This is a genomic window from Micromonospora sp. NPDC003197, assembly GCF_053590565.1.
This window is the reverse complement of record NZ_JBSFTE010000018.1, coordinates 59476-81232: the sequence shown is the minus strand read 5'-3', so window position 1 is coordinate 81232 and position 21757 is coordinate 59476. Positions and strand designations below refer to the sequence as shown.

11 protein-coding genes are annotated in these 21757 nt (G+C 69.6%); 5 read left to right on the top strand and 6 right to left on the bottom strand.

Annotation, left to right across the window (positions count from 1 at the left end):
• The first annotated feature begins 482 nt into the window (after nucleotides 1–482).
• The gene (locus tag ACWDV4_RS20410; RefSeq protein WP_449981113.1) at nucleotides 483–1703 is read left to right on the top strand and encodes a DUF418 domain-containing protein; all 1221 of its coding nucleotides are present in this window, start codon (nucleotides 483–485) and stop codon (nucleotides 1701–1703) included.
• Here ACWDV4_RS20410 and ACWDV4_RS20405 read toward each other — a convergent pair.
• The 3 genes from ACWDV4_RS20405 to ACWDV4_RS20395 all read right to left on the bottom strand — a co-directional run bounded on the left by ACWDV4_RS20405 (nucleotide 1692) and on the right by ACWDV4_RS20395 (nucleotide 4110).
• Nucleotides 1692–2561, bottom strand: coding sequence for an alpha/beta fold hydrolase (locus ACWDV4_RS20405; protein WP_449981197.1), 870 nt, complete (start codon nucleotides 2559–2561; stop codon nucleotides 1692–1694). The two genes, ACWDV4_RS20410 and ACWDV4_RS20405, sit on opposite strands and share 12 nt — an antisense overlap.
• Before the next feature lie 88 nt (nucleotides 2562–2649).
• Complete coding sequence (locus ACWDV4_RS20400; RefSeq protein WP_449981111.1) at nucleotides 2650–3285, bottom strand: TetR/AcrR family transcriptional regulator; 636 nt, start codon at nucleotides 3283–3285, stop codon at nucleotides 2650–2652.
• A gap of 81 nt (nucleotides 3286–3366) precedes the next feature.
• Nucleotides 3367–4110: an N-acetyltransferase gene (locus ACWDV4_RS20395; protein WP_449981109.1), complete on the bottom strand. Its 744-nt coding sequence runs from the start codon at nucleotides 4108–4110 to the stop codon at nucleotides 3367–3369.
• Between the two features lie 171 nt (nucleotides 4111–4281).
• Here ACWDV4_RS20395 and ACWDV4_RS20390 point away from each other — a divergent pair, with 171 nt between their 5' ends.
• The 4 genes from ACWDV4_RS20390 (at nucleotide 4282) to ACWDV4_RS20375 (ending at nucleotide 10820) form a co-directional block, all read left to right on the top strand.
• Nucleotides 4282–6900 (top strand): glycoside hydrolase family 9 protein, encoded by a 2619-nt coding sequence (locus tag ACWDV4_RS20390; protein ID WP_449981107.1) that lies wholly within the window; start codon nucleotides 4282–4284, stop codon nucleotides 6898–6900.
• 170 nt (nucleotides 6901–7070) lie between these two features.
• The gene (locus tag ACWDV4_RS20385; protein ID WP_449981105.1) at nucleotides 7071–8153 is read left to right on the top strand and encodes a substrate-binding periplasmic protein; all 1083 of its coding nucleotides are present in this window, start codon (nucleotides 7071–7073) and stop codon (nucleotides 8151–8153) included.
• Nucleotides 8150–9580, top strand: a complete 1431-nt coding sequence (locus ACWDV4_RS20380) for a hypothetical protein (RefSeq protein ID WP_449981104.1) — start codon at nucleotides 8150–8152, stop codon at nucleotides 9578–9580. Before ACWDV4_RS20385 ends, ACWDV4_RS20380 begins: the two co-directional genes overlap by 4 nt.
• Nucleotides 9581–9593: 13 nt before the next feature.
• On the top strand, nucleotides 9594–10820 hold the full coding sequence (locus tag ACWDV4_RS20375) for an MFS transporter (RefSeq protein ID WP_449981102.1): 1227 nt from the start codon (nucleotides 9594–9596) through the stop codon (nucleotides 10818–10820).
• A gap of 4 nt (nucleotides 10821–10824) precedes the next feature.
• Here the strand turns inward: ACWDV4_RS20375 and ACWDV4_RS20370 are convergent, their stop codons facing one another.
• From ACWDV4_RS20370 to ACWDV4_RS20360, 3 genes are all read right to left on the bottom strand, one after another.
• Nucleotides 10825–11739, bottom strand: coding sequence for an aminoglycoside phosphotransferase family protein (locus ACWDV4_RS20370; protein ID WP_449981100.1), 915 nt, complete (start codon nucleotides 11737–11739; stop codon nucleotides 10825–10827).
• Nucleotides 11740–11885: 146 nt separating this feature from the next.
• Nucleotides 11886–18203, bottom strand: a complete 6318-nt coding sequence (locus ACWDV4_RS20365) for an RHS repeat-associated core domain-containing protein (protein ID WP_449981098.1) — start codon at nucleotides 18201–18203, stop codon at nucleotides 11886–11888.
• Nucleotides 18204–18278: 75 nt separating this feature from the next.
• The gene (locus ACWDV4_RS20360; protein WP_449981096.1) at nucleotides 18279–21665 is read right to left on the bottom strand and encodes a LamG-like jellyroll fold domain-containing protein; all 3387 of its coding nucleotides are present in this window, start codon (nucleotides 21663–21665) and stop codon (nucleotides 18279–18281) included.
• Nucleotides 21666–21757: the final 92 nt, after the last annotated feature.

Sequence of the window (21757 nt, the reverse complement as noted above, 5' to 3'; positions counted from 1 at the left end):
GCCGACAACCGGGCCGGGCCATTCTCCACCCAGCACAGCACCACCCCGCAGCAACTACTCCGCAGCAACCCTCCGCACCACCCGAGTAAGACCACCCAGGTAGCACCATCCGGGTAGCACCACCTCTTCAGCGGACGACCGATCCGACCTCGTCCCGCTCTCTCCCGCCGCACCATGTAGGCCGAACGACCGCCTCGCACCATGCGGGCCGAGCGACCGCCTCGCACCATGCGGGCCGAGCCAGCAGCCCCGCAATGCGGGGCGAGCCAACAGCCCGGACCAGCTCAGCGGCAGACCGTACCGAAAATTCCGACCGCACCTGCGGCTATCCCACCGTGCCCAAAAACGGGTCTGCCGCCCGCTGGGTGCCGGCATCACGGTGCCGGCACCCAGCGATTACCCCACTCGGCACGGCCAACGGTCGCCTTCCCTACCGACCGGGAGAGACACCCACACCGCGCCGTACCCGGAGAGGAGTCGAGATGCCCCCATCCCCCACCGTCGGCACCCACACCCGCGCCGCCGGACCCACCAGCGTGACAGTCCGATCACTGGCACCCGATCTGGCGCGCGGCCTCATGCTGCTGCTCATCGCCGTGGCGCACGCCCCAGCCTTCGTCAACGACTGGGACCTTGGGCCCGCGGCCCTCAACACCGCCGCCACCTTCGTCAAGTCCCTCATCGCCGACAACCAGGCCCGCGCCATGTTCGTGTTCCTCTTCGGATACGGGCTCGGTCAGCTCACCCAACGCCAGTACGCCCGCGGTGACGACTGGCCGACGATCCGGAAGCTGCTCCGGCGCAGAAGCCTCTGGCTGCTCATCATCGGCTTCCTACACGCCGTGCTCCTCGTCCCGCTCGACATCATCGCGGTCTACGGTGCGACGCTGCTCCTACTCACCCCACTCGTACGAGCCCGCGACTCGGTGCTGTGCTGGACGGGGGCGGCAACGCTCGTCCCCGCAACGCTGCTGCTCACCTGGCAGGGCGTGACGGCACAGCACAACGCTCACAACGGCCGGGCCTTCACCATGGCCGAGTACATGGCACCCGACTTCGGTGCCCACGTCCTCGCCGCCCTCCCGGCCTGGCCGGTCGAGACCCTGCTCTCCACCGTCATTGTCGTGCCCGGCATGGTGCTGGGCATCTGGGCGGCGCGGCGACGGATCCTGGACGAGCCGGCACGCCACGCGGCACCACTGCGCCCGGCCGTCGGTGTCCTGCTCGTCGGGTCGATCGTCGGTCGGATCCCCGTGGCCCTCCTGATGGCCGGTGTGTGGAGCACGTCGTCCACTTCGGTGGCCTGGGCGATCCACGCCGCGCACACCCTCGCCGGATACGCGGGCGGAATCGGCCTGGCCGCCGCCGTCGGTCTCGTCGCGATCCGGATCGGCCACGACCATGGCCCGTTCACCACCGCGCTCGCCGCGCTGGGTCAGCGGTCGATGACGTTCTACCTGTTCCAGTCGGTGGTGTGGGTGGTGCTGTTCTACCCGTTCACCCTGGACCTACGTGACGAGATGGGTGCCGCTGCCACCATCGCGATCGGTGTCGGAAGCTGGGCGGTCTCGATTCTGCTGGCCGACTGGATGCGCCGCATGGGGTATCGCGGCCCGGCGGAGACACTGTTGCGCCGGATGTCGTACCGGGCGACGGTGGGTGCGGGCCTCCGCCGGAGCGGACGACGGGCATCAGCCGACTGATGCTGCTGCCTCCTCCGGCCCGGTCGCCGCTGTCCGAGCGCCAGCCAGGTACTGAACGACAGCATCGACGACGCCGGGGTCGCGCAGGATGCGCCGGTGCCCGAGGCCCTCGGTCAGCATCAGTTCGGCCCGGGGCCAGACCGCCGCGAGCGCCTCGCCGTCGGTGTGCCGCACCTCCTTGTCCAGCCGGTCGTGTACGACGAGCAGCGGCGGGAGATCCTGCCGTTCGGCCGCGCGGGCCGGGATGTCGAAGTCGGCCATCCGCCGCCCGACCCGCCGTTCGAGGCGGCCGAGGAAGCGAGTCCGGATCCGCTCCCCGAAGTTGAGGGCACGGGCGAAGACGGCGGTGTTCGCGAGCGGGTCGCTCGCTGGGGCGATGAGGACCAGTCGCTCGGCGGGTACGCCGTCCAGGGCCGCGATCGCGGTGACGGCGCCGCCGACGGAATGGCCGATCACCGCGTACCCCGGCCCGCTCACCTGGATCACGGCGGCCAACGCGGCGACGAAGTCGGTCAGCAGTCCTCTCCCCGGTCCGAAGCCACCGGGTGCGGAGTCGCCGTGGCTCGGCGCGTCGATGGCCACGACCCGGTACCCGGCAGCGACCAGCGGGGCCACGAAGGCATTGAGTTGGCTGCGCCAACCGCCCCAACCGTGCATCAGGTAGATCACCGGTCCCTCGCCCCAGGCTTCGGCGACGACGGGACGACCGTGTACCGGGACGGTGAACCGCTCGCCGGGTGGGTCTGCCGGGCGCACCTGTCCACTCGGGATGGTGCACCACATCCGCTCGGCGAGTACGGCTCCCGGACCGGGTGCTGCCCGCTCCAGCACGCCAAAGGTCAGCCGCAACCCGCCCATCATTACAGTACGAACGATCGTGCTTTTTCGAGTGCGCCAGTCGGCCATGTCGCTCCAATCGAAGGGGTCAGATCAGGATCAAGAAAGGTCAGATTCGGGCGTTGTCCAGCAGCGTGTCCACGGCCCGCCGAGTCCTGGTCACGGCGGCGGGGTCACCCATCAGGCGGTGGGCGTGGAAGAGCCCGAGCATGACGCCGTACAGGTCGTGGGCGAACTGTTCGGGGTCGGCGTCCGGCCGAAACTCTCCCTCGGAAATCCCGGTCCGGAACATCTGCGCGATCGACTCCATCATGTCGCGGTGATCCCGGACCAGTTGATCCCGGATCGGTCCGGGCTGGTCGTCGAACTCGGTATCCGCCGACACGAAGAGGCAGCCCGCGTGCCGCTTCAGGATGAGCGTCAGCCAGCGGTCGACGAGCGCGCGGACCCGACGCTCGCCCCGGGGGGTGGCCAGCGCGGGATGGACGACCGCCTCGACGAAGCTCTCCCGGGCGTAGGCCAGGACCTGCAACTGGAGGGACTCCTTCGAGCGGAAGTGCCCGAACAACCCGCTCTTGGACATCTCCACGTGGCTGGCCAGGGAACCGATGGTGAGGCCGGCCAGACCGATTCGGCCGGCGATCTCGGCGGCCGCCTCCAGCACGGCCTGCTTGGTCGTCTCCCCCTTACCCACCCCGGCATACTTGCGCACGATCGTGCGGCCGTCAAGCTCGCCACCTGCCACCTGACGCATGCTGTGTGCCGCATGCCACCTGACGCATGCCACCTGCCGCCTGACGTATGCCGCCGACCGGCGTTGGCGGGGCTACAACCGGTGCCGGACCCAGACGTTGGGCTCGACGTAGACGGCATGGTCCTGGGCGACGTCGCAGTGCACTGGGACGAGCGCCTGCGGGACGTGGACCGGTCCGGTCGTGTCAAAGGGCAGACCGGTCCAGCGCCGCCACTCGGCGAGGCTGCCGGGGACCACCATGGACCGGGTGGCGACACCCTCGATGCGACCGCCGGCTCGTACGTGCACCCGCAGCCACGGGTCGACAGGGAGGCCGTCGTCGCGGGTCTGCGCCACGTACTCGCCCATCGGCAGGTCGGGCTGGCGGTGCTTGCCGTTGGGGCGGACCGGCGCGATCAGGGTGTCGTAGCCGAGTCGGCGGGCGTTGTCGCGCATCGCGGCCAACATCAGACCGGAGATGCCGGCACCCTGCCGGTCGGGCCGGATGCAGATCTCCAGGGCCGACACAATGTTGGTGGGGGTGTCGGCGAGACGGTTGAGGGTGGCACGCTGCACCACCCGGTCCCAGCCACCGACGGGCAGCGGGTCTGTTTCGTTCCAGGACAGCGGCACCGAGTAGGCCCGCGCCACGGCCCGCTCCGGCTCGGCTGGGTCGAAGGCGAGCATTACGAACTCGGGATACAGCTCGCTGGCCACGCCGTAGTAGAGGCTGGCCATGGGATCCCAGCCCATGAACTCCGGCCAGGCACCGTCGAGGCCGTCGAGCAGGGAGGCAAGCTCGGGCCGGTCCGCCAGGGTCACGATCTCCAAGTTCACCCACGCACGGTAAGCGACTGCCCCGACCAGCCCAACTGGATATCCCGCTCACCAACGCTGCCGCAGCACCAATTCCATCCAGTCGCATCGATTGACAGCTCGATCGCACCCTGGAAACATCAAGGCAATCTGGGAGCGCTCCCACAATTCCACCCCCGAAGGGACCCCCACGTGACCCCACACCAAGCCCGCCGGTCCCGCCTGGCGCTGATCGCCACGGCAACCGTCCTTGCCCTGACCAGCACGACCGCGCCGGCGCACGCCGATCCCCCACCACGCGATGCTCCAGAACAGATCGAAAACGGCGACTTCAGCGCCGGTGTCCCGCCCTGGTTCTCCTACGGCACCGGCCCGATCGGGGTCGTGGACGGCCGGGGCTGCGCCACCGTCCCCGGTGGACTCGGCAACCTGTGGGACGCCGGCATCGGACAGGGTGCCATTCCGCTGGTCGCTGGTTCGTCGTACACGCTGTCGTTCGCGGTCTCCGCCAGCCCCGGCAATTCTGCCCTACGAGCGGTACTCCAACTCGGCACCGCGCCGTACACCGCCTATGCCTCCGTCGACGCGACCGCCAGCGACGGCGCCATCCGGGTCGAGCACACCTTCACCGCCCCGACCGACGACCCCACCGCCCAACTGATCTTCCAGGTCGGTGGCAGCCCGGTGGAGCAGACCCTCTGCCTGGACGACGTCTCGCTGCGCGGCGGAATCGAGGAGCCGCCGTACGTACCGGACACCGGCCCCCGGGCCCGGGTCAACCAGGTCGGCTACCTGCCCAACGGGCCGAAGAACGCCACCGTCGTCACCAGCGCCACCGACCCGCTGCCCTGGCAGCTGCGATCGGCGGCCGGTGCCGTGGTGGCCAGCGGCCAGAGCACCCCACGCGGGGTGGACCCGGCCTCCGGGCAGAACGTGCAGAGCATCGACTTCTCCGCCCACCGCACCGCCGGCACCGGCTACACCCTGGTCGCCGACGGCGAGACCAGCCACCCGTTCGACATCTCCGGCGACCTCTACGCCCAACTGCGCTCCGACGCGCTCCAGTTCTTCTACGTCCAGCGCAGCGGCATCGCCATCGACGGCAACCTGGTCGGGGCCGAGTATGCCCGACCCGCCGGGCACCTCGGGGTGGCCCCGAACCAGGGCGACACCGACGTGCCATGCCAGGCCGGGGTCTGCGACTACCGGCTGGACGTACGCGGCGGCTGGTATGACGCCGGCGACCACGGCAAGTACGTCGTGAACGGCGGCATCGCCACCTACCAGCTACTCAGCACCTTCGAGCGGACCAAGACAGCGGCCAGCGCGGGCGGCGGCACGGCGCTCGGTGACGCCACGCTGCGGGTGCCCGAGCGGGGCAACGGCGTACCGGACATCCTCGACGAGGCGCGCTGGGAGTTGGAGTTCCTGATCCGGATGCAGGTCCCGGCCGGCCGGCCACTGGCCGGCATGGCCCACCACAAGATCCACGACCGGAACTGGACCGGGCTGCCGCTGGCTCCCGAGGCCGACACGCAACCTCGGGAACTGCACCCGCCGTCCACCGCCGCCACGCTCAACCTGGCCGCCACCACGGCCCAGTGCGCCCGGCTGTACGCCCCGTACGACACCGCCTTCGCAACGCGCTGTGGATCCGTGGCGCGGACGGCGTACGCGGCAGCCAAGGCGAACCCGGCGATCTACGCCAGCCCCAACGACGCCACCGGCGGTGGGGCGTACGACGACACCAACGTCACCGACGAGTTCTACTGGGCCGCCGCCGAGCTGTACCTGACCACCGGCGAGCAGGCGTACCTGGCCGACCTGACCGCCTCGCCGCACCACGCCGGTGACGTGTTCGCCCCGCGCGGGTTCGGCTGGCAGGGCGTGGCCGCGCTGGGCCGGCTGGACCTGGCCACCGTCCCGAGTGGACTGCCGGCCGCCGAGCGGACCCGGATCCGCGCCTCGGTGACCGCCGCCGCCGACGGCTACCTGGCCGAGCTGGGCCAACAGGCGTACGGGCTGCCGATGTCCGGCGACCCGGACAGCTACTTCTGGGGCGGCAACAGCAACGTCATCAACAATGCCGTCGTACTCGCCACCGCCTACGACCTGACCGGGCAGGCGGGTTACCGGGACGGCGCGGTGCAGGCGATGGACTACCTCTTCGGCCGTAACGCGCTCAACATGTCGTACGTGACCGGCTGGGGTGAGCAGGCCGCCCGCAACCAGCACAGCCGGATCTTCGGCAACCAGCTCGACCCGTCGTCGCCGAACCCGCCCGCCGGTTCCCTGGCCGGTGGACCCAACACCGCGCTCCAGGACCCGTTCGCCAGCCAACTCCTGTCCGGCTGCGCGCCGATGTTCTGCTACGTGGACGACATCAACTCGTACTCGACGAACGAGGTGGCGATCAACTGGAACTCGGCGCTGGCCTGGATCGCCTCGTTCCTCGCCGACCAGGGCGACGGTACCGCCCCGCCGCCGGCCACCTGCCGCGTCGACTACGTCAACTACGGCACCTGGGCCGGCGGTGGCGGATTCACCGCGCAGGTCACCATCCGGAACACCGGCTCACGCCCGGTCCAGGGTTGGACAGCCAGCTTCGCCTTCGTCGGCGACCAGAAGGTACGCGAGGCGTGGCTGGCGAAGGTGACCCAGGCCGGTGCCACCGTGACGGCCCGCAACGAGTCGTACAACGCCCGGATCGACCCGGGTCGGACGGTGACCTTCGGGTTCAACGCCACCACCACCGGTGGGGCCAATCCGCCACCCGGCCTCGTCACCGTCAACGGGGCGGCCTGCTCCTAGCAACGCCAGCCGCTTCATCCGCGCCAGTCTCGCTATCCGCGCCGACGGTTTGTCGGCGCGGATAGCGCTTGGTCGTGACCTTGTACCCTACGGTTTCCCGACAGTGGTCAGGGACAGCGCATCGATGCAGGCCCCGGCGAGAGCACCATCCGGATAGGAGACCGAAGAACGTGAGCCCGACCTCACGCCGACCGTCCTTCCTGTGGAGATCACTGCGGACCAGAGGCCCGATGCTGGCCCTGATCGTGGTGGTGCTCCTGTCGGCGGCGGTCATCGCCGTCGGATTACGGGCCTCTCCCACGGCCCCGTCCCGACCGCTGCTGGTCTCCAGTGGATCATGGGCACCGTTCGTCGGCCCCGAACTGCCCGACGGCGGACCGGTCGCCAAGCTGGTTGTCGAGACCCTCAAACAATCCGGCTACTCCCCCGAGATCCGGCACACCTCGTGGTCACTGGCCGAGAAGCAGGTCACCTCCGGCGCGTCCCACGCGGTGTTTCCGCTGGTGGGTAGCGAGTCACGGCGGGCCGGCTTCCTGCTCTCCGATTCACTCCTCGACATCGAGTACGTGTTGTTCTACAACCGCCATCGGGGCGAGCCGAAGATCTCCACACCGGCCGACCTGGCCGGCCTGCGGGTGGGTGGCATCGCCGGGTACGACTACTGGAAGGAACTGGAGTCCGCGGTCAGCACCTTCGTAACCTTCGACTCGCCACTGGAGGGCTTCCAGGCACTGGCCGATGGGCGCGTCGACGTACTCGCCGAGGGGCTGCTCCCTGGTCAGGCGGTGCTGAGCGGCTCGGCGTTCACCGGGGACGCCAGTGACTTCGGCTATCTCCAGGCCGACAATCCGCTGGTCCATTCGGTGGAGGGCCTCTACTTCATGATGGCCGACACTCCCGAAGCCGCCATCGTGATGAAGCGGTTCAACGAGGTGCTGGGAAGGTTGCGCCAGAGCGGCGAGTACAAGGAGATCATCCCGGGGTTCGAGCCAGCCGACGGCCGGCAGGTCACGCTGACCCCGGTGGGCGGTTCCGGGCTGGTGGAACTCCTGGACGACAAAGGCAGGTTGGCCCTGCTGGCCCCGCAGGGCACCCGGGCGCAGGTGCTCGCCTGGCCCCGGGAGTTCGTGGAATCGCCCGGCACATCCCGCGCACCGATCCTGGTCAAGGTAAAGATCCTCAACGGGCCGGCGCAGGGGCGGGTGCTGCACGTCGACGCGCGCGCCCTGCTGATCGGGACGGAGGGCGCATGACCGAGCTGCGGATCCTCGCCCCGGTGGTGGTGGACTACTACGCCGTACCCGGCGCGTCGTTGCGCGACCCCACCGCGTACGCCGGGTTCTGGGCCAAACAACAATCGGACCTGGACGAACTGCTGGTGGAGCTGGCCCCGAAGGCCCCGGAGGACGGAACCATCCCGGCTCCGATCGTCGTACTGGAGCACACCCGGCCGGCGAGTTCGCTCAACCTCTATCGCACCATCAGCGATTACGGCGCGGAGCGGATGCCGCACGTGCTCACCGGGGCGTTGCGTCCGGCCCACCTGCCGGGCGAGTTCACCGGCGCGACCGACGTCCTGCACACCGGGGTCAGCGAGATCAGCTTCCGCCTCTACGACCACGGGCTGATGCTGGTGGAGCTGCTGGCGAACGTCGACCCCGCGCTGACCGCCCCGGCCGACGAACTTCCCGCCCGACTCGACGAGCTGCGGGACCAGGCCGTGGCGATGGGCGAGCGGGTGGCCCGGGAGGTCGTCAGCCGATACCTGGACCCGATGCTGACCATGTTCCGCCGGGCTGACCGGGACGACCAGATCCTCGCGGCCGCCACCCCGGCGGACGATCCGGTGACGACGGAGTTCGGCGAGGCGCTGTGGGTGACTCGGAGTCTCATCCTCGACCCGGCGCGCCCGGACGCCGAAACGACGGTGCGGCACTGGGTCAAGGACGTGGTCTCCGCCGCGGACGACCGGCCGCCGGCCGACCGACTGCTGGACGGGGAGATCCACCATCTCGTCCGCTGGTTGAACTACCTCTTCCTGGACCGCCATGGCGCGGGCGGCCGAATGCTGCCCGGTGACCCGTTTGAGGACCAGTGGGACGCGCTGCGCTACGCCCAGGTGTTCTACGGCATGTTGGACCGGATCGACACCCGGCTGTCGAAGATCCTCGCCGATTCGGCGGCGGCCAACTCCCGGTGGGAGCTTGACCAGCTCAAGGACAAACTGCTCGGGCTGAGCCAGCGAGCCGAGCTGATCATCATGGAACGCCAGGACCTGTCGAAGTACCTCAAGCGTTCCGTCCGGGTGGAGATGGACGCCATCCTCGACTTCTGGGACTACGAGACGCTCCTGGAACAACCCGTACGCTTCAAGATCGAAACCTGCGATCGGCGACTCGCCGAACTGGCCGCGCGACGTACCGCCCGATCGGCGATGTTCACCGACCTCATCCTGCTGGGCATCGCCATGACCTCGATCCTCGGTACGGCGTTGGCGGTCACCGACTTCGGCCGATCGATCGCCAGCGACCCGGACATGGCCGTCTACGACCTCGGCCGCTCCTCCGCCGTGGAATGGTTCGCCTCCCAATCCGCCGACACCATCCTCATCGCCTCCGGCATGGTCTCGATCCTGCTGGTCATCATCTACCTCTTCTTCCGTCGAGACGGCCGTTCCTGAGGAGGCCCCGTCCATGAAGACCGCCCTCCGCAGCCGGTCGATACGAATCTTCGCGACCACCCAATTCCTGCTGGAGGTGCAGTTCTGGTTCCCGGTCTGGCTGATCTACCTACTGGACCTGGGCTTTCCGCTGGCCACGGCGATGCTCGCCGACGCGGTGTTTCGGATCGTCTCGGTGGTCTGTGAATTTCCGGTGGGGGTGATCGCGGACCGGATCGGTCGCCGCCGCGCCTATCTGACCCTGGCCGGCCTGTCGGTGCTGACGTTCGCCCTGATCACCCAGATCCAGTCCAGCCCACTACTCTTCGCGACCTGGGTGCTCTGGGGGGTGCTCTGGGCACTCACCTCCGGCGCGGCCAGCGCCTATCTCTACGAGCTGTGTGCCCAGGACGAACTCCCGATCAACCCGGCCCGGGCGTTCGGGCTGGTACGCGCGATCGGCCACGGTTCCGTACTGGTCTCGCTCCTGGCCGCCGGCTACCTGTACGAGTCGGACCCCCGACTTCCGTTCGCCGTCACCTCCGCCCTGGCGGCGGTGGCGTTCCTGCTGGCCCTACGGCTACCGGAGATCCGAGGATCGCGGGTAGCCACCTCGCTCTCCGCGACGCTGGCCGACATCCGGCGGGCGCTCACCCTGGCCCAGGTACGCCAGGCCGTCCTGCTGGGCATCCTGCTGCTGTTCTTCGGCTGGAGTGCCCGGATCCTGTTCCAGCCGCTGGCCCTGGAACTGGGTTTGTCGGCCCGGGTCACCGGCTGGATGTACGCGGCGTTCGCCGCCACCTCGGTGCTGGGTGGACTGGCGGCCGGGCACCTGGCCGTGACCCGACGGCGGACGGCGTTGGCAACGGCGTTCCTACTCGTCCTGGTCGCCTTGGCCGCCACCAGCCAGGCGGTCTCCCTCGGCCCGTTCGTCTTCCTGCCGGTGATGGGCTTCGGGTACGCGCTGGGCATGACGGTGCTGGACGTCTTCACCAACGAGGGCGCCCCGTCTGCGGTCCGCGCCGCGATCTTCGGGGTGATCACCTGTACCGCCGGGATCGGCATCGCCGTGGGCCGCCCCCTGCTCGGCATACTTGCCGACAACCACTCGGTCTCGTACGCCGCCGGGCTGTGGAGCATCGTCGGCGTACCGCTGGTGGGGCTGGCCCTGCTGGTGATCCGGCGCGTCCAGCCCGCCTGGACGCGCCACGAGCCGACCGGTCCGTCAGCCCGCCAGAAGCAACCCTCGGCAGTGGAGTAACCGGCTACGGCACCCGGGGATAGAGCATCGTCGCGACGTCCAGGGCACGTTCGCCAGGTGTGCCGTCGCCCTGCGCCGTCCACACCTCGGAGAGCACAGCGGTGACGAATCCCCAGGCGACGACACGGTCGACCGGGATCCCGAAGCCGTCGGCGAGCTGCTCGATCCGGGCCGGTACGAGGGCGAGCAGGTCGTCCTCGCGCCGCCACGGGTCGGGGTTGTAGAGCACGGCACCACATTCGTACCCCGGGTCGCCGACCACCCCGTGCGGGTCGATGGCGAGCCACGGTTCACGCTCGGCCCGCAGCACGTTGTCGTGGTGCAGGTCGCCATGCAGCACGAACCGGTCCGACGCGCTCGCACAGAGTTCGTCGAAGAGCGTGCCCGCGCACTCGACGAGGTGGCGCGGCAGCGGGTCGTCGCCGGGAAAGCGACGCAGGTGGGCCCGGAACGACTCGCTCTCCTCCCGGACTTCGGGCAGGGTGCACCCGACCGGCGGCGTTCGGTGCAACCGACGTCCCACCTCGATGATCGCGGCGGTCGCCTCGGTGTCGTCGCGCGGCACCAGCGCCGCCGCCGGGGTGCCGGGATCGGCACGCTCCAGCAGTAGGGCACCCCGCTTCGGGTCTTCGGCGAGCAGCCGCACCGCGCCCTGTCCGTCGTACGCCCGCAGCGCCTGCGCCTCGAGTTCCAGATGCCCGGCCGGTACGCCGAGCTTGAGCACCGCAGCCGTGCCATCGGCCCGGGTGACCGGGGTGACCCAGTGGTAGCTGAGCAGGTAGGGCGTGCCGACGGTGAGCTGCCAGTCGCGGGCGACCTCGTCGAGCAGCGCCGGAAGCGCGCTCAGCCACCGGGTGCCGTCCGCACCCCAGTTCTCGACGACGTTACGGGTCAGGACGGGCGGGATGCTGATCGACACGAGCCGAGCATGGCACGGCCGATGCCACCTGGACACCGGATTACCGCCCGATGCGGCACTGCCCACGATGGCAAAGGCAGCACCGGCCGAAAGCGACGTACCGCCAGCCCGGAACCAAGGCTGGCGGTACGTCCACCGTCGAGGGCCTACCAGTGGATGCCGCCGTAGACGCGCCCGGCCTGCACCACGCTGCCGGCAATGTTGGAGTTCATTATCGTGTTGTGCCCGGTACCGACCTGGACGATGTTGCCACCCACGCTGACACCGCTGACGAGGTTGGGGCCGTCACCGATCTGGATGATGTTGCCGTCCACCCGGCCGCCAATGACCGCATTGCCCCCGCCGCCAACCTGGATCAGGTCGCCGCGCACGTGCCGGCCGGACGACACGTTCGTCACCCCGTCCCGTACCGGCTGCGAGGCATCTATCGAGTTCCGGGTGGGTGCCCTGGCCAGGAGCCGTCTCCCGGCCTTGCCCAGCGCGCCACCCGGAATCAACCCCATCGCCGCTCCGGCATAGTCGCCGTTGCGCACACTGTTGGCCGCCTCGACCGCGCTGATCGCCATCGTGGCGTAGGCAGCCACCGCACAGATGGTGCAGGTGAACATCGCGACGACGGCCAACGCCACCTTCGTGACGGTCCACACCTTGCCCCAGTCGACGTTCTTGTCGACCCACTTGCCGGCCTTCGCCACCGCCTTCCCGGCCCGTTTGACGCCTCTACTTACCGCCTTACCGACCCGTTTGACGGTGCTCTTGAAGGCTCTGACGTGTTTCTTCACCGCCTTCTTCGCCGCGTGATAGACCTTGCGCGCGGCCTGCTTGGCCTTGCGGACCACCTTGCGGGCAATCTGCTTGGCCTTCTTGATGGCCCGCTTCGCCGCCTCAGCCTTCTGCTTGGCCCAGCGCCGGGCCGCCTCCACCCGCGCCTTCCACGCCTTCCAGGCCCGCAGCGCCGCCGCCCGGGCAGCGGCTGCCTTGCGCTGGGCGGCGGCCCAGGCCCGTTTGCACCAGCCGCAGAACGACCACTGGCCGTCCGGATCGGAGAAGGTCTCCGGGCTGTTGTTCGCGTACGCGTACCCGTGCATCTGCTGCGGGTCCTCGACGTCGATCACCGGGTCCACGCTGATGAACCGGCCAACAAGCGGGTCGTACTCCCGCGCGCCGAGGTGGATCAGCCCAGTGGACGGGTCGGCGTTTCCGCCGACGAACGACCGGTCACCGGTCCAACTGGTCGGCTGCGGCCCGCGCGCTGCGCCGAACGGGTCGAAGCGGCGCTGAGTCACCTCCATCGTGGTGGCGTCGATGCTCAGCTCGTCGGTGCTGTGGTGGTCGCCGAAGAGGAACTTCACCCCGGCGACGTTGCGTACCGCCACTACCTCGCCGCCGTGCGAGTAGTAACGCAAGCCGTTGACCTGGGAGTCCTTGACCGTCAGTTCCATCCCGCCGAGGTAGAGCGTGGTGCCCTCGGGACTGCGTCGGATCAGCCGGTTGCCGTCGGCGTCGTAGACGTAGCTGGTGACCTTGTTGCCCTCGGTCACCTTCGCCAGGTCGCCATCGGCGGTCCACTCCAGGTCCTGGGTCACCCCGTCCACCACCCGCCTCGTGGTGTTACCCGAGGGGTCGTAGGCGAAGGTGTCGGTACGGGACCCGGTGGGACCGCTGGTAGTCACCGAACTGAGCGTGTGCGGCTGGGCGGCACCGGCGGCCGGGGTGGTGTAGGTCCGGGTGGTGTCGCCGCCCAGGGCGTGCCGTACCTCCTTGGTGCGGTTGCCCACCTTGTCGTAGTCGTAGGAGTACCAGTACGGCGCGGGGCCGCCCAGCTTCCCGGTCTCTCGCGTGGCCGCACAGTCACCGCTGCCCGGGGTCCACGCCTCGGTAAGCCGACGCAGGTAGTCGTACTGGAAGCACTGGGTGTCAGCGGTCTGCTCCGGCGGGGCGTCGCTGGTCCGCCGGATGTTGCCCGCCTCGTCGTAGTCGTAGCTGACGTCGCCGACGCGCAGCGGCGACCCGTCACGTTCGGTGATCACCCGCTTGAGCCGCTGGGTGCCCTCCTCGTACTGGTAGGTGCGCACCGCAGACTTCGCGCCCGTGGAGTACACCGTCCGGATCCCCTCCCCCAGCTTGGAGTGGACGCTCTCCGTCACGTACGTGTCGGCCCCGGAGGTCGTCGTCGGCAGCCCGAGCACGTCGTAGCCGAAGCGGACCGTCTCCAGGGGCAGCCCGCCAGCGGCCGGCTCAGTGGAGGTCGCTATCGAGCCGTCGAGGTTGTAGGACACCCGGAACTGGTAGCTACCGGCGAGCATCCCCTCCACGTCCGGAATCGTGTACCGGACGCCAGTCGGCCGATCCGCCTCGTCGTAGCCGGTGACCGTGACCGTGTACGCCTTGCCGTCCACATACCGGGTCTTGCTGGTCAGCTCACCCTTGATCAGGGTGTCGTAGGTGAACTCGGTCAGCTTGGTGCTGCCCTCGTAGGTGGCGACGACCCGGTCCAACGCGTCGTACTGGTAGGTCAGGGTGCGCCCCCGGGCGTCGGTGCTGGCGACGACCCGGTCCTCCTCGTCGTGGACGAAGCCGACCCGGCCGCTGTCCGGGTCGTCCACCGCCGTCATCCGGCCCCGCAGGTCGTAGTGGTAGCGCCGGACGTTGCCCATCGGGTCGATCACCGTCGACAGCTCGCCGTCGGAGGTGTACGTGTACCGGGTCACGTCGTATGGGCCGGAGGGGCTGTCACCGTGGTACTGATGCAGCTCAGTGGTGGCCCCGGCCGCGTCCACGACCGTCGTGGTGGCGGTCTCCCCGTGCGGCGGGTCCACGGTGACCCGGTCACCGCCGTAGGTGGTGGTGGTGCGCCACTTCTCCACGCCCCGCACCTTGAAGATCTCGGCGGTCTCCCGATCCGCGCCGTCGTAGAGGTAGGCGATCTGCCCCGGGACCTGCGAGTCCGGCACCACGACGAGTTCCCCGCTGGGCGGTTGGGCGTCGTAGTAGTAGGGGGCGTTCCGGCGTACCACCAGACCGCGTGAGTCGTGGTAGACGTCGGTCAGTACCCGCCCACCACCCGGGGCCGGGGTCTGGGTCTGCCGGGGCCGCAACAGCTGGTCGAAGATCTCGTAGCTGGTGTGGTAGCTGCTGCCGTCGTTCTGGAGCTGCCGGGTGGCGATCACCGCCGGCCGGTCCTTGGTGACCTGGTACGTGTACTCCTCGCTGGGTGACTGGCTGGTCGACCGACCGGGCAGCCAGACCTTGGTCAGCCGGCCCAGCGGGTCGTAGGCGAACTCGGTCCGCTTACCCCCCTCGTCGATGGTCAGGGTCTCCTCGCCCAATCCCGGGTCGTACTCGGTGGTCTCCACGTGGCCGAGTGGATTGGTCACCGTCTTGCGCGTCATCAGTCCGCCGGTGGCCGGCGTATACGCGGTGGTCGTCTTGTTGCCCACCCCGTCGTACGTCTCCAGGACCCGGCCGTACACGTCGTAGACGTTGCGGCTCGCCGTCCGGAAGCTGCTCGCCGTGGTCAGCTCCTCGGTGAGGGTCGGCAGCCCCTTCGTCGGTGGCGCCCCAGCGGCCTGCCCGTCGTAACTGGTCCGCTCGTCGGAGATCACCGCCTCCGCCGCGAGTGTCCGGACCGAGACCGTGCAGGCGGCGGCGACCGTCGTCACCCGACTCGGGTACGTCAACATCCAGGCCGACTCGGTACGCGCGTAGCTGTGCCGGGTGCACTTCTCGTCGCCGGTCACGGCGGTGTCCCCGGCGTCGTCGACCTCGGCCGGCAGGCCCTCGGTGGTGTAGCTGGTGGCCGACTCGGTACGCCGGTGACCGCCTGCGGCCAGCGGCACCCGGGTCCGCACCTTGTGCACGTTGACCGTGTACGCCTTGGTCACGCCCCAGGGGCGGTCCCGGACGGCGGTCGGACCGTTCACCCACGGGTCCTTGATTTTGGCGGAGATCTCCACGCCGTCGGGGCCGCTGCGCTCGATCTCCTCCCGGACGAAGCCCTGCAGGTGTGGCGCGTCCACCACCGACACCCCCTCGGAGTCGGTGACGCTCACCCGTCGCGGGGTTCCCGAGGACTGCTTGTCCCCGTCCATGCCCCGCAGATACAGGTACTCAGTCTCGGTGGGCAGTTCGTTCGAGGTGCCCTGACGTACTCGTACCCGCTCGTAGCCGCGCCACTGCGACCAGGTCTTCTCCTTCTCCTTGACCAAGCCGTCGTCGTCGGCGAAGTGCCAGGCCGCGCCGCCCACATACTCGTACGAGGTGACCTCGTCCACGGAGCCGGCGATCCGGTCGTCCTCAACGACCTGGGTGGTGACGTACTTCTGGAACCAGTCCTGGGTCGGCGCGGTGGCCCCCTCCGGCGTCCAGTACGTCGGATAGCAGCGCTTGATGTTGCTGTCCGGCACCGGCAGCGCCCCGACCGCACAGTCGACGTTCGAGTAGTTGACCGAGAGCACACCGCCGGATTCGGTGACGACCGTCCGCACCCGGTACTTCACCATCGGCGGGATGTTGTCCTGGCCGTCCACCCGGTTGGGCATCTGCTCCCCACCGAAGGTGATCTCGGGCTGGGCCAGGGTGCCGGCCACCTTGCCGGTGTGCGTGATGCCGGCCAGCCAGAGCGCCGGAGTTCCGGAGTCGGAGGCGGGGAACTCCTGCCGCAGCGCCCAGGCATCCACATCGGAGTAGGCGGTGCCGCGCAACACCTGGGTGGTGATCTCGGTCAGCCGCTTCCGGGTCCAGAACGACGGCGCGATGTTGGTACTGCAACTCGCGCCCGCCTTGCAGTTCTGATCTACCGGCGTGTCCGGCCAGTAGCGGGCGTTGGCGGTGGTGAACTGCGCGTCCGAGCAGGTGATGGTGCCGCTGGGCAGGCACCGCTCCTGCACGGTGAAGAGCACCTTCGCCGGTGCGCTGGCGTACGGCGACTCGTTACGCAGTCCGTAGCGGATCTCGGTGAGGTAGCCGCCCCGGGTGTACGCCGTGGCGGTGCTGCGGTTACGGGCGTAGTAGTTGGTCTCCTTGGCGTAGAAGTAGGCCATCGCGTTGCCGCGCGGGTCCACGACGTAGTCGAGGTTCCACCGCCACGCCTGCTGACACCAGGCGTTGGCGAAGGTGGCGTTGTAGCACGGCTCGCCGGCATTGTTGCCGAAGACCGGCATCGCCCACGCCGAGTTCGTCACCGGGTTGCCGCTGGCCCAGCCCGGCAGGCGGTTACGCCCGAAGTAGTACTGGGTGCCGTCGGTAGTGGTCACCCGCCAGTACTCACCGTCGTTGTCGTCGTTCACCGCGCCGGTCAGCCGCTCGATCCGGGTCCCGTCGTCGTTCTTCGGCTGCCAGGTCTTCGTCGCGTCGTCGTACAGCAGCTCGGTGGCTGACCCGTTCAGCGACATCGTCGCGTTGTCGTAGGCGAAGCACATGTCGCCGCGCTTGGGCGAGCCGGCCGACCCGTCGTCGGCGCAGGGCTTGTAGCGGCGTTCGATGAAGCCACCCGGGCTGAAGTCGAAGCCCTCCCCCACCCAGGACGCCTGGTTGTTGGTGGAGGCGATCCGGCCATCCACGGTGCCCGACGAGTAGCCGAAGTCCAGCTGCGGTTGCGGTCCCCCCAGCCCTGCGGGCTCGTCCAGCTCGTACCGCCAGGTGAAGTCACCGGTCTGCGGACTGACCTGCCAGGTGGCGGACTGCTCCAGCGGGGTCGCCGCATAGTCGCCGGAGCTGCCCGACGGGCCGGCCGCCAGCGCGTACAACCCGACAGCGGTGTCCAGCTCGGCGGTGATCCGCTTCGTGCCCGTGTCGTTGCGGGTCAGCACCGGGTCCCCGGCCCGGCACTCCGGCCGGTCCGGCGTCGACAGCGCGCACTCCGGCAGCGGTACGAACCGCAGCCGGGTGGCCCAGTCGCCGCCGTACGCGCCCGCGAACTTGCCGTAGTCGACAGTCAACGCCGCCCGACCGGTGACGGGCCGGCCGGCGATTCCTGCGCTGTCATCCTGCCCCTGGTTTGCCTCAGCGGTCAGCCGCAGCACCAGACCCGGCACCCCGGCCCGCTCGGTCGCGGCCCGGTCCAGCAGCTCCACCCGTACCCGGGTCGCGCCCGATACCTTGGCATCGGCGGCTATGACGGCTGGGCTCACCCAGATCGGCAGGTTCCCGGCACGCACCCCCGTGCCTGCGCCGTCCCCGCCGGCTGCCGCGACCGCCGCCCCGCCCAACTCCACCGTCGCCGATCCGGCCGCCGGCCAGGTCGAAGTCGGCAGCGCCTTGATCGCGGCGGCGGCAGCGGGGTTGGCCGGTAGCGGGGTCAACTTGGCCGCCACACCCGTCACCTTCGGGTCCTTGGGGAGGTCGGCCCAGGTCGGCCCCGGGTCCGCAGCGGCCCGGGCGGGCGCGCTCACCATCGAGACCGCCATCACCACGGCGGTCCCGTAGCCGGTCCACCTTCGCCAACGTCTGTCGAGTCTGCGCATCGACGCCCTCCCGGGGCTCGCAGGTCTGGATCGGGGCTAGTTCGTCAGGGGTCAGGCCGTCGGTCCCGGTTCCGGTCAGGAGAAGGCCAGGTTGTCAATCTCCGTCTGGCTCAACCCGCCCTGATAGACGCGTACGTCGTCGAGGCTGCCGGGCCAGTAGCTGCTGTACGCGTCGGCGTACTGGGCCCGACCCACCTGCACCGGCCCGGACGCCTGCCACGCCGTGGTGAACGTCGCCGACGAGTCGAGCTGACCGTCGACGTAGAGCCGAATCTGCCGAGCCGCCGAGTCGTACACCCCGACGAGGTGGGTCCAGCGCCCGACGACCGCCTCGGCCCGGGAGAACGCCCGGACCGCAGTCTCCCCGGCAGCGTCCTTACTGGACACGGAGAGGACGAACTTCCGGGTAGCCGGCGAGTACTGCAGGTAGAGGCCCGAGTGGTACGTGCCGTCCTGGGCGACAGCCGTCGCGTACCCGCTCGGCAGCGCGGACAGGTTCACCCAGGCGCTGACGCTGTAACTACGGTCCGTCGTGGCCACCGCAGTCGCCGTCGCGAGTCGGCCGTTCGCGCCGTCGGTCGCCACCGCCGCACCGGGTACGCCGTACCGGTCGGTGGCCCAGGTGACACCGCCGGCGGCGGTGAGCGGTCGGTTTTTGCCGGAGGCGTCGGCGACGGTGGAACCGGTGCCCTCGTCCATCGCCCAGTGCCCGGCCAGGACCGCCGGCCGGTTGGTCAGCTCGGCGATCTCGGCCGGGTAGGCAACCCGGTCGTACAGCCGCACCTCGTCGATCTCACCCGGCCAGTACTCGCCGAACGCGCCCTTGTACTTCAACCGGCCGATCTGCAAGCCGCCAGAGGCATGCCACGGTGGGTCGACGAAGGCCGTCGTCGCAGCTAGCGCACCGTTGACGTAGAGCCGGATCTGCTGCGCGGACAGGTCGTACACACCGGCCAGATGGGTCCACCTGCCGAGCTGCGGCGGGCTCGGCGAGACCGCCCGCACGATAGTCGTGCCGGTCACGTCGGTGGCGTGCCGGTTGAAAACCCAGCCGTGAGTGGTGGAGTAGTAGAGCTGGAAGCCACCGTTCACCGCGCCCGCCTGGGTCAGGGCGGTGGCGTTGGCGGTGTCGGAGCGTAACCGTACCCAGGCGGCAACCGTGAAACTGGTGTCGGTACGCACCACCGGGGCGGCGGTGGCCGCGTACTGCCCGGTGCCGCTGAGGGTGAGCGCCTGGTCGGCCAGCGCGTCGCCCTCGGCCGAGAAGCCGGTGCCGAGGCGTCCCGTGGTCCACCCGCCCCCGGTCAACGTGGCGGTACGGCCGTTGCCGCTGGTATCACCGACCGTCGTCCCGGTCCCCTCGTCCAGCGAGTAGGACGCGGCGGGACCGGTCGTGGGCGCGAGATAGAAGTCGTACGCCCGCACCGCGCTACGGTTGCCGGCCGAATCGACGCTGCGCACGTAGAGCGTCCGCAGCGGGCTGGGCGACGGTCCGGGGGTGATGGAGACCGTGGCCACCCGATCGGCACCGGACGCGGCGACCGAGGACGCCGGCTCCGGGTTGTCGATGTCGTACTGGTAGGCGGCGATGTCGGCGATCCCGTTGGCGGCGAACCGGAACGTGCCCGGCTTGCCGACGCCCCCGGCGCGTACCGGGTTGATTGGGTCGGCCTCCGGATAGTCGGCCGAGGTCACCGCCGGAACGATCTCCGGTGCCGTGCTGTCCACCCGGAAGTGGCACCACGGGCTCCACGCGCTGGCGGCGATGCCGTCGTCGGACTGCACCCGGAAGGCGTACGGCTGCCCGTCGGTGAGCGCCGGTGCCGAGGCCGAGAAGGTGGACGCCTGCTTGAACTCGGTCACGTGGGTCCAGAGCGTCGTCGTGCCCTGGGCGAGCTCGAACCGTGCCCGCACGTTCTGTAGTGAGCTGTCCTGGTCGGTGACCGTGGCGGTCAGCCGGGGCGTGAGGCTGGAGACCGGGGGCGCGTCGGCCGGGGTGGCGGTGCAGGCGTACGCGGGTCCCACCCGCAGCGCGGTCGGCACCTCGGGCACCGAGTTGTACTCGACGGTGAGGATCGGGTTGTTCTTGAACTTCTTCCAGCCGTGCGTGTCGGACTCGTCCGTGGCACGCAGGCCCAGAGTGGTCGACGACCAGTTGTTCGCCGCCGCCTCCACCACCGCGCTGGTCGCGTCGAACTCCACCGGACCGGCGGGACAGTTGGGCCCCCACCCCTTGGCGGCCTTGACGGTGTGCAGCTTGCGAACCCAACTGGGCTGCTTCGCCCAGGTCGTGGCGCTGCTGATGCCGCCGGTCAGCCAGAGTTCCACGTCCCGCTGGTTGCACGAGTACGACCACGTCTCGTTGGTGGCGAGGGTGGCTCGAAAGATCTGCTTGCCGTTGAGCGGGGCGGTGTCCATCCGGAAGAACGCCCGGTACGTGTCGGACTTCGGCGACGCGTAACTGTCGTTGTAGTAGCCCACCTTCGCGTCGGAGGACGAGTTGTAGTACGAGGTCGTCGAGAAGTGTCGGCTGACGTGCGTCCAGGCGGACTTCTTCGCCGGGTGGTAGAGGTAGGGGTCGAGGTAGACCGGATACCTGGTCGCCGGATCGGTGAGCACCGACTGGTCCGGTACGACGGTGAGCGTGCCGTCGGCCAGCGACACTGCCATCCGGGCCTGGCGGGCCTCGCCCGGGCTGGAGTCCCACATCTGCGGGGTCGGGCCGTGCAGCACCAGGTCGCCCCGGCTGTCCAGCACGTTCAGGTTGCCGGCGGGGTCGATCCGTACCGAGGCGTTCTCGGTCGCCAGGCCGAACCGGAGGCTGCGGAGCGCCGGGTTGCTCGCCGCCGCCCGGTCCCGGACGACGAGCACCTGCTGGTAGCCCGCTATGTCGGCGGTCAGCTGCAGATCCACACCGGGCAGCACCTCGCGGTAGGTGGCGGTGGCTCCGGTCAGGACGGGCGTGGGAAGCTGGCCGGGCCAGCTGAGCACCAGTCGACTGTCGCCGTACGAGACGCGTAGCAGCGGTCCAGCTCCACCCCCGGAGAAGACCAACCCCACCTGGGTCGCGACGGGTGCCAGGCTGCCGTCGGCCCGGGTTCGCAACGTCGGATCGGCGATCGACCAGTCACTGCCCTGTCGTACCCGTACCGGTCGGGCGTGCTCCCGCATGGTCAACGTGCCGGAGGGGTTGGCGAAAACGGCGCGGGTCTCCGTACGCAGGTTGGTGATTTCGACGCTTCGGCCCGATCGTCGGGCCGAGGCCCGCGCTGTCGCCTCGTCCCGCGCGGTGGCCTCGTGCCCGGTCCCCTGACCAGGGCCGGGCCGAATCGTCGGTGCGGTCGATGGCCGCTGTGCAACAACGTACGCCTTGGTGTGTGCCGAGGCTGGGGTGATCCCGGCGGTCACGAGCCCGAGGCAGGTTGCCACCACGCCTGCGACCGTCCGCCTGACCCTGTGCATCCACGACCTCCACCGGCAGCCGACACCGCTGGACCGGGTATCGCTCGAGGTAGATTTTCGGCAGCGAGCGCACAGGAAATGCACACGCCGCA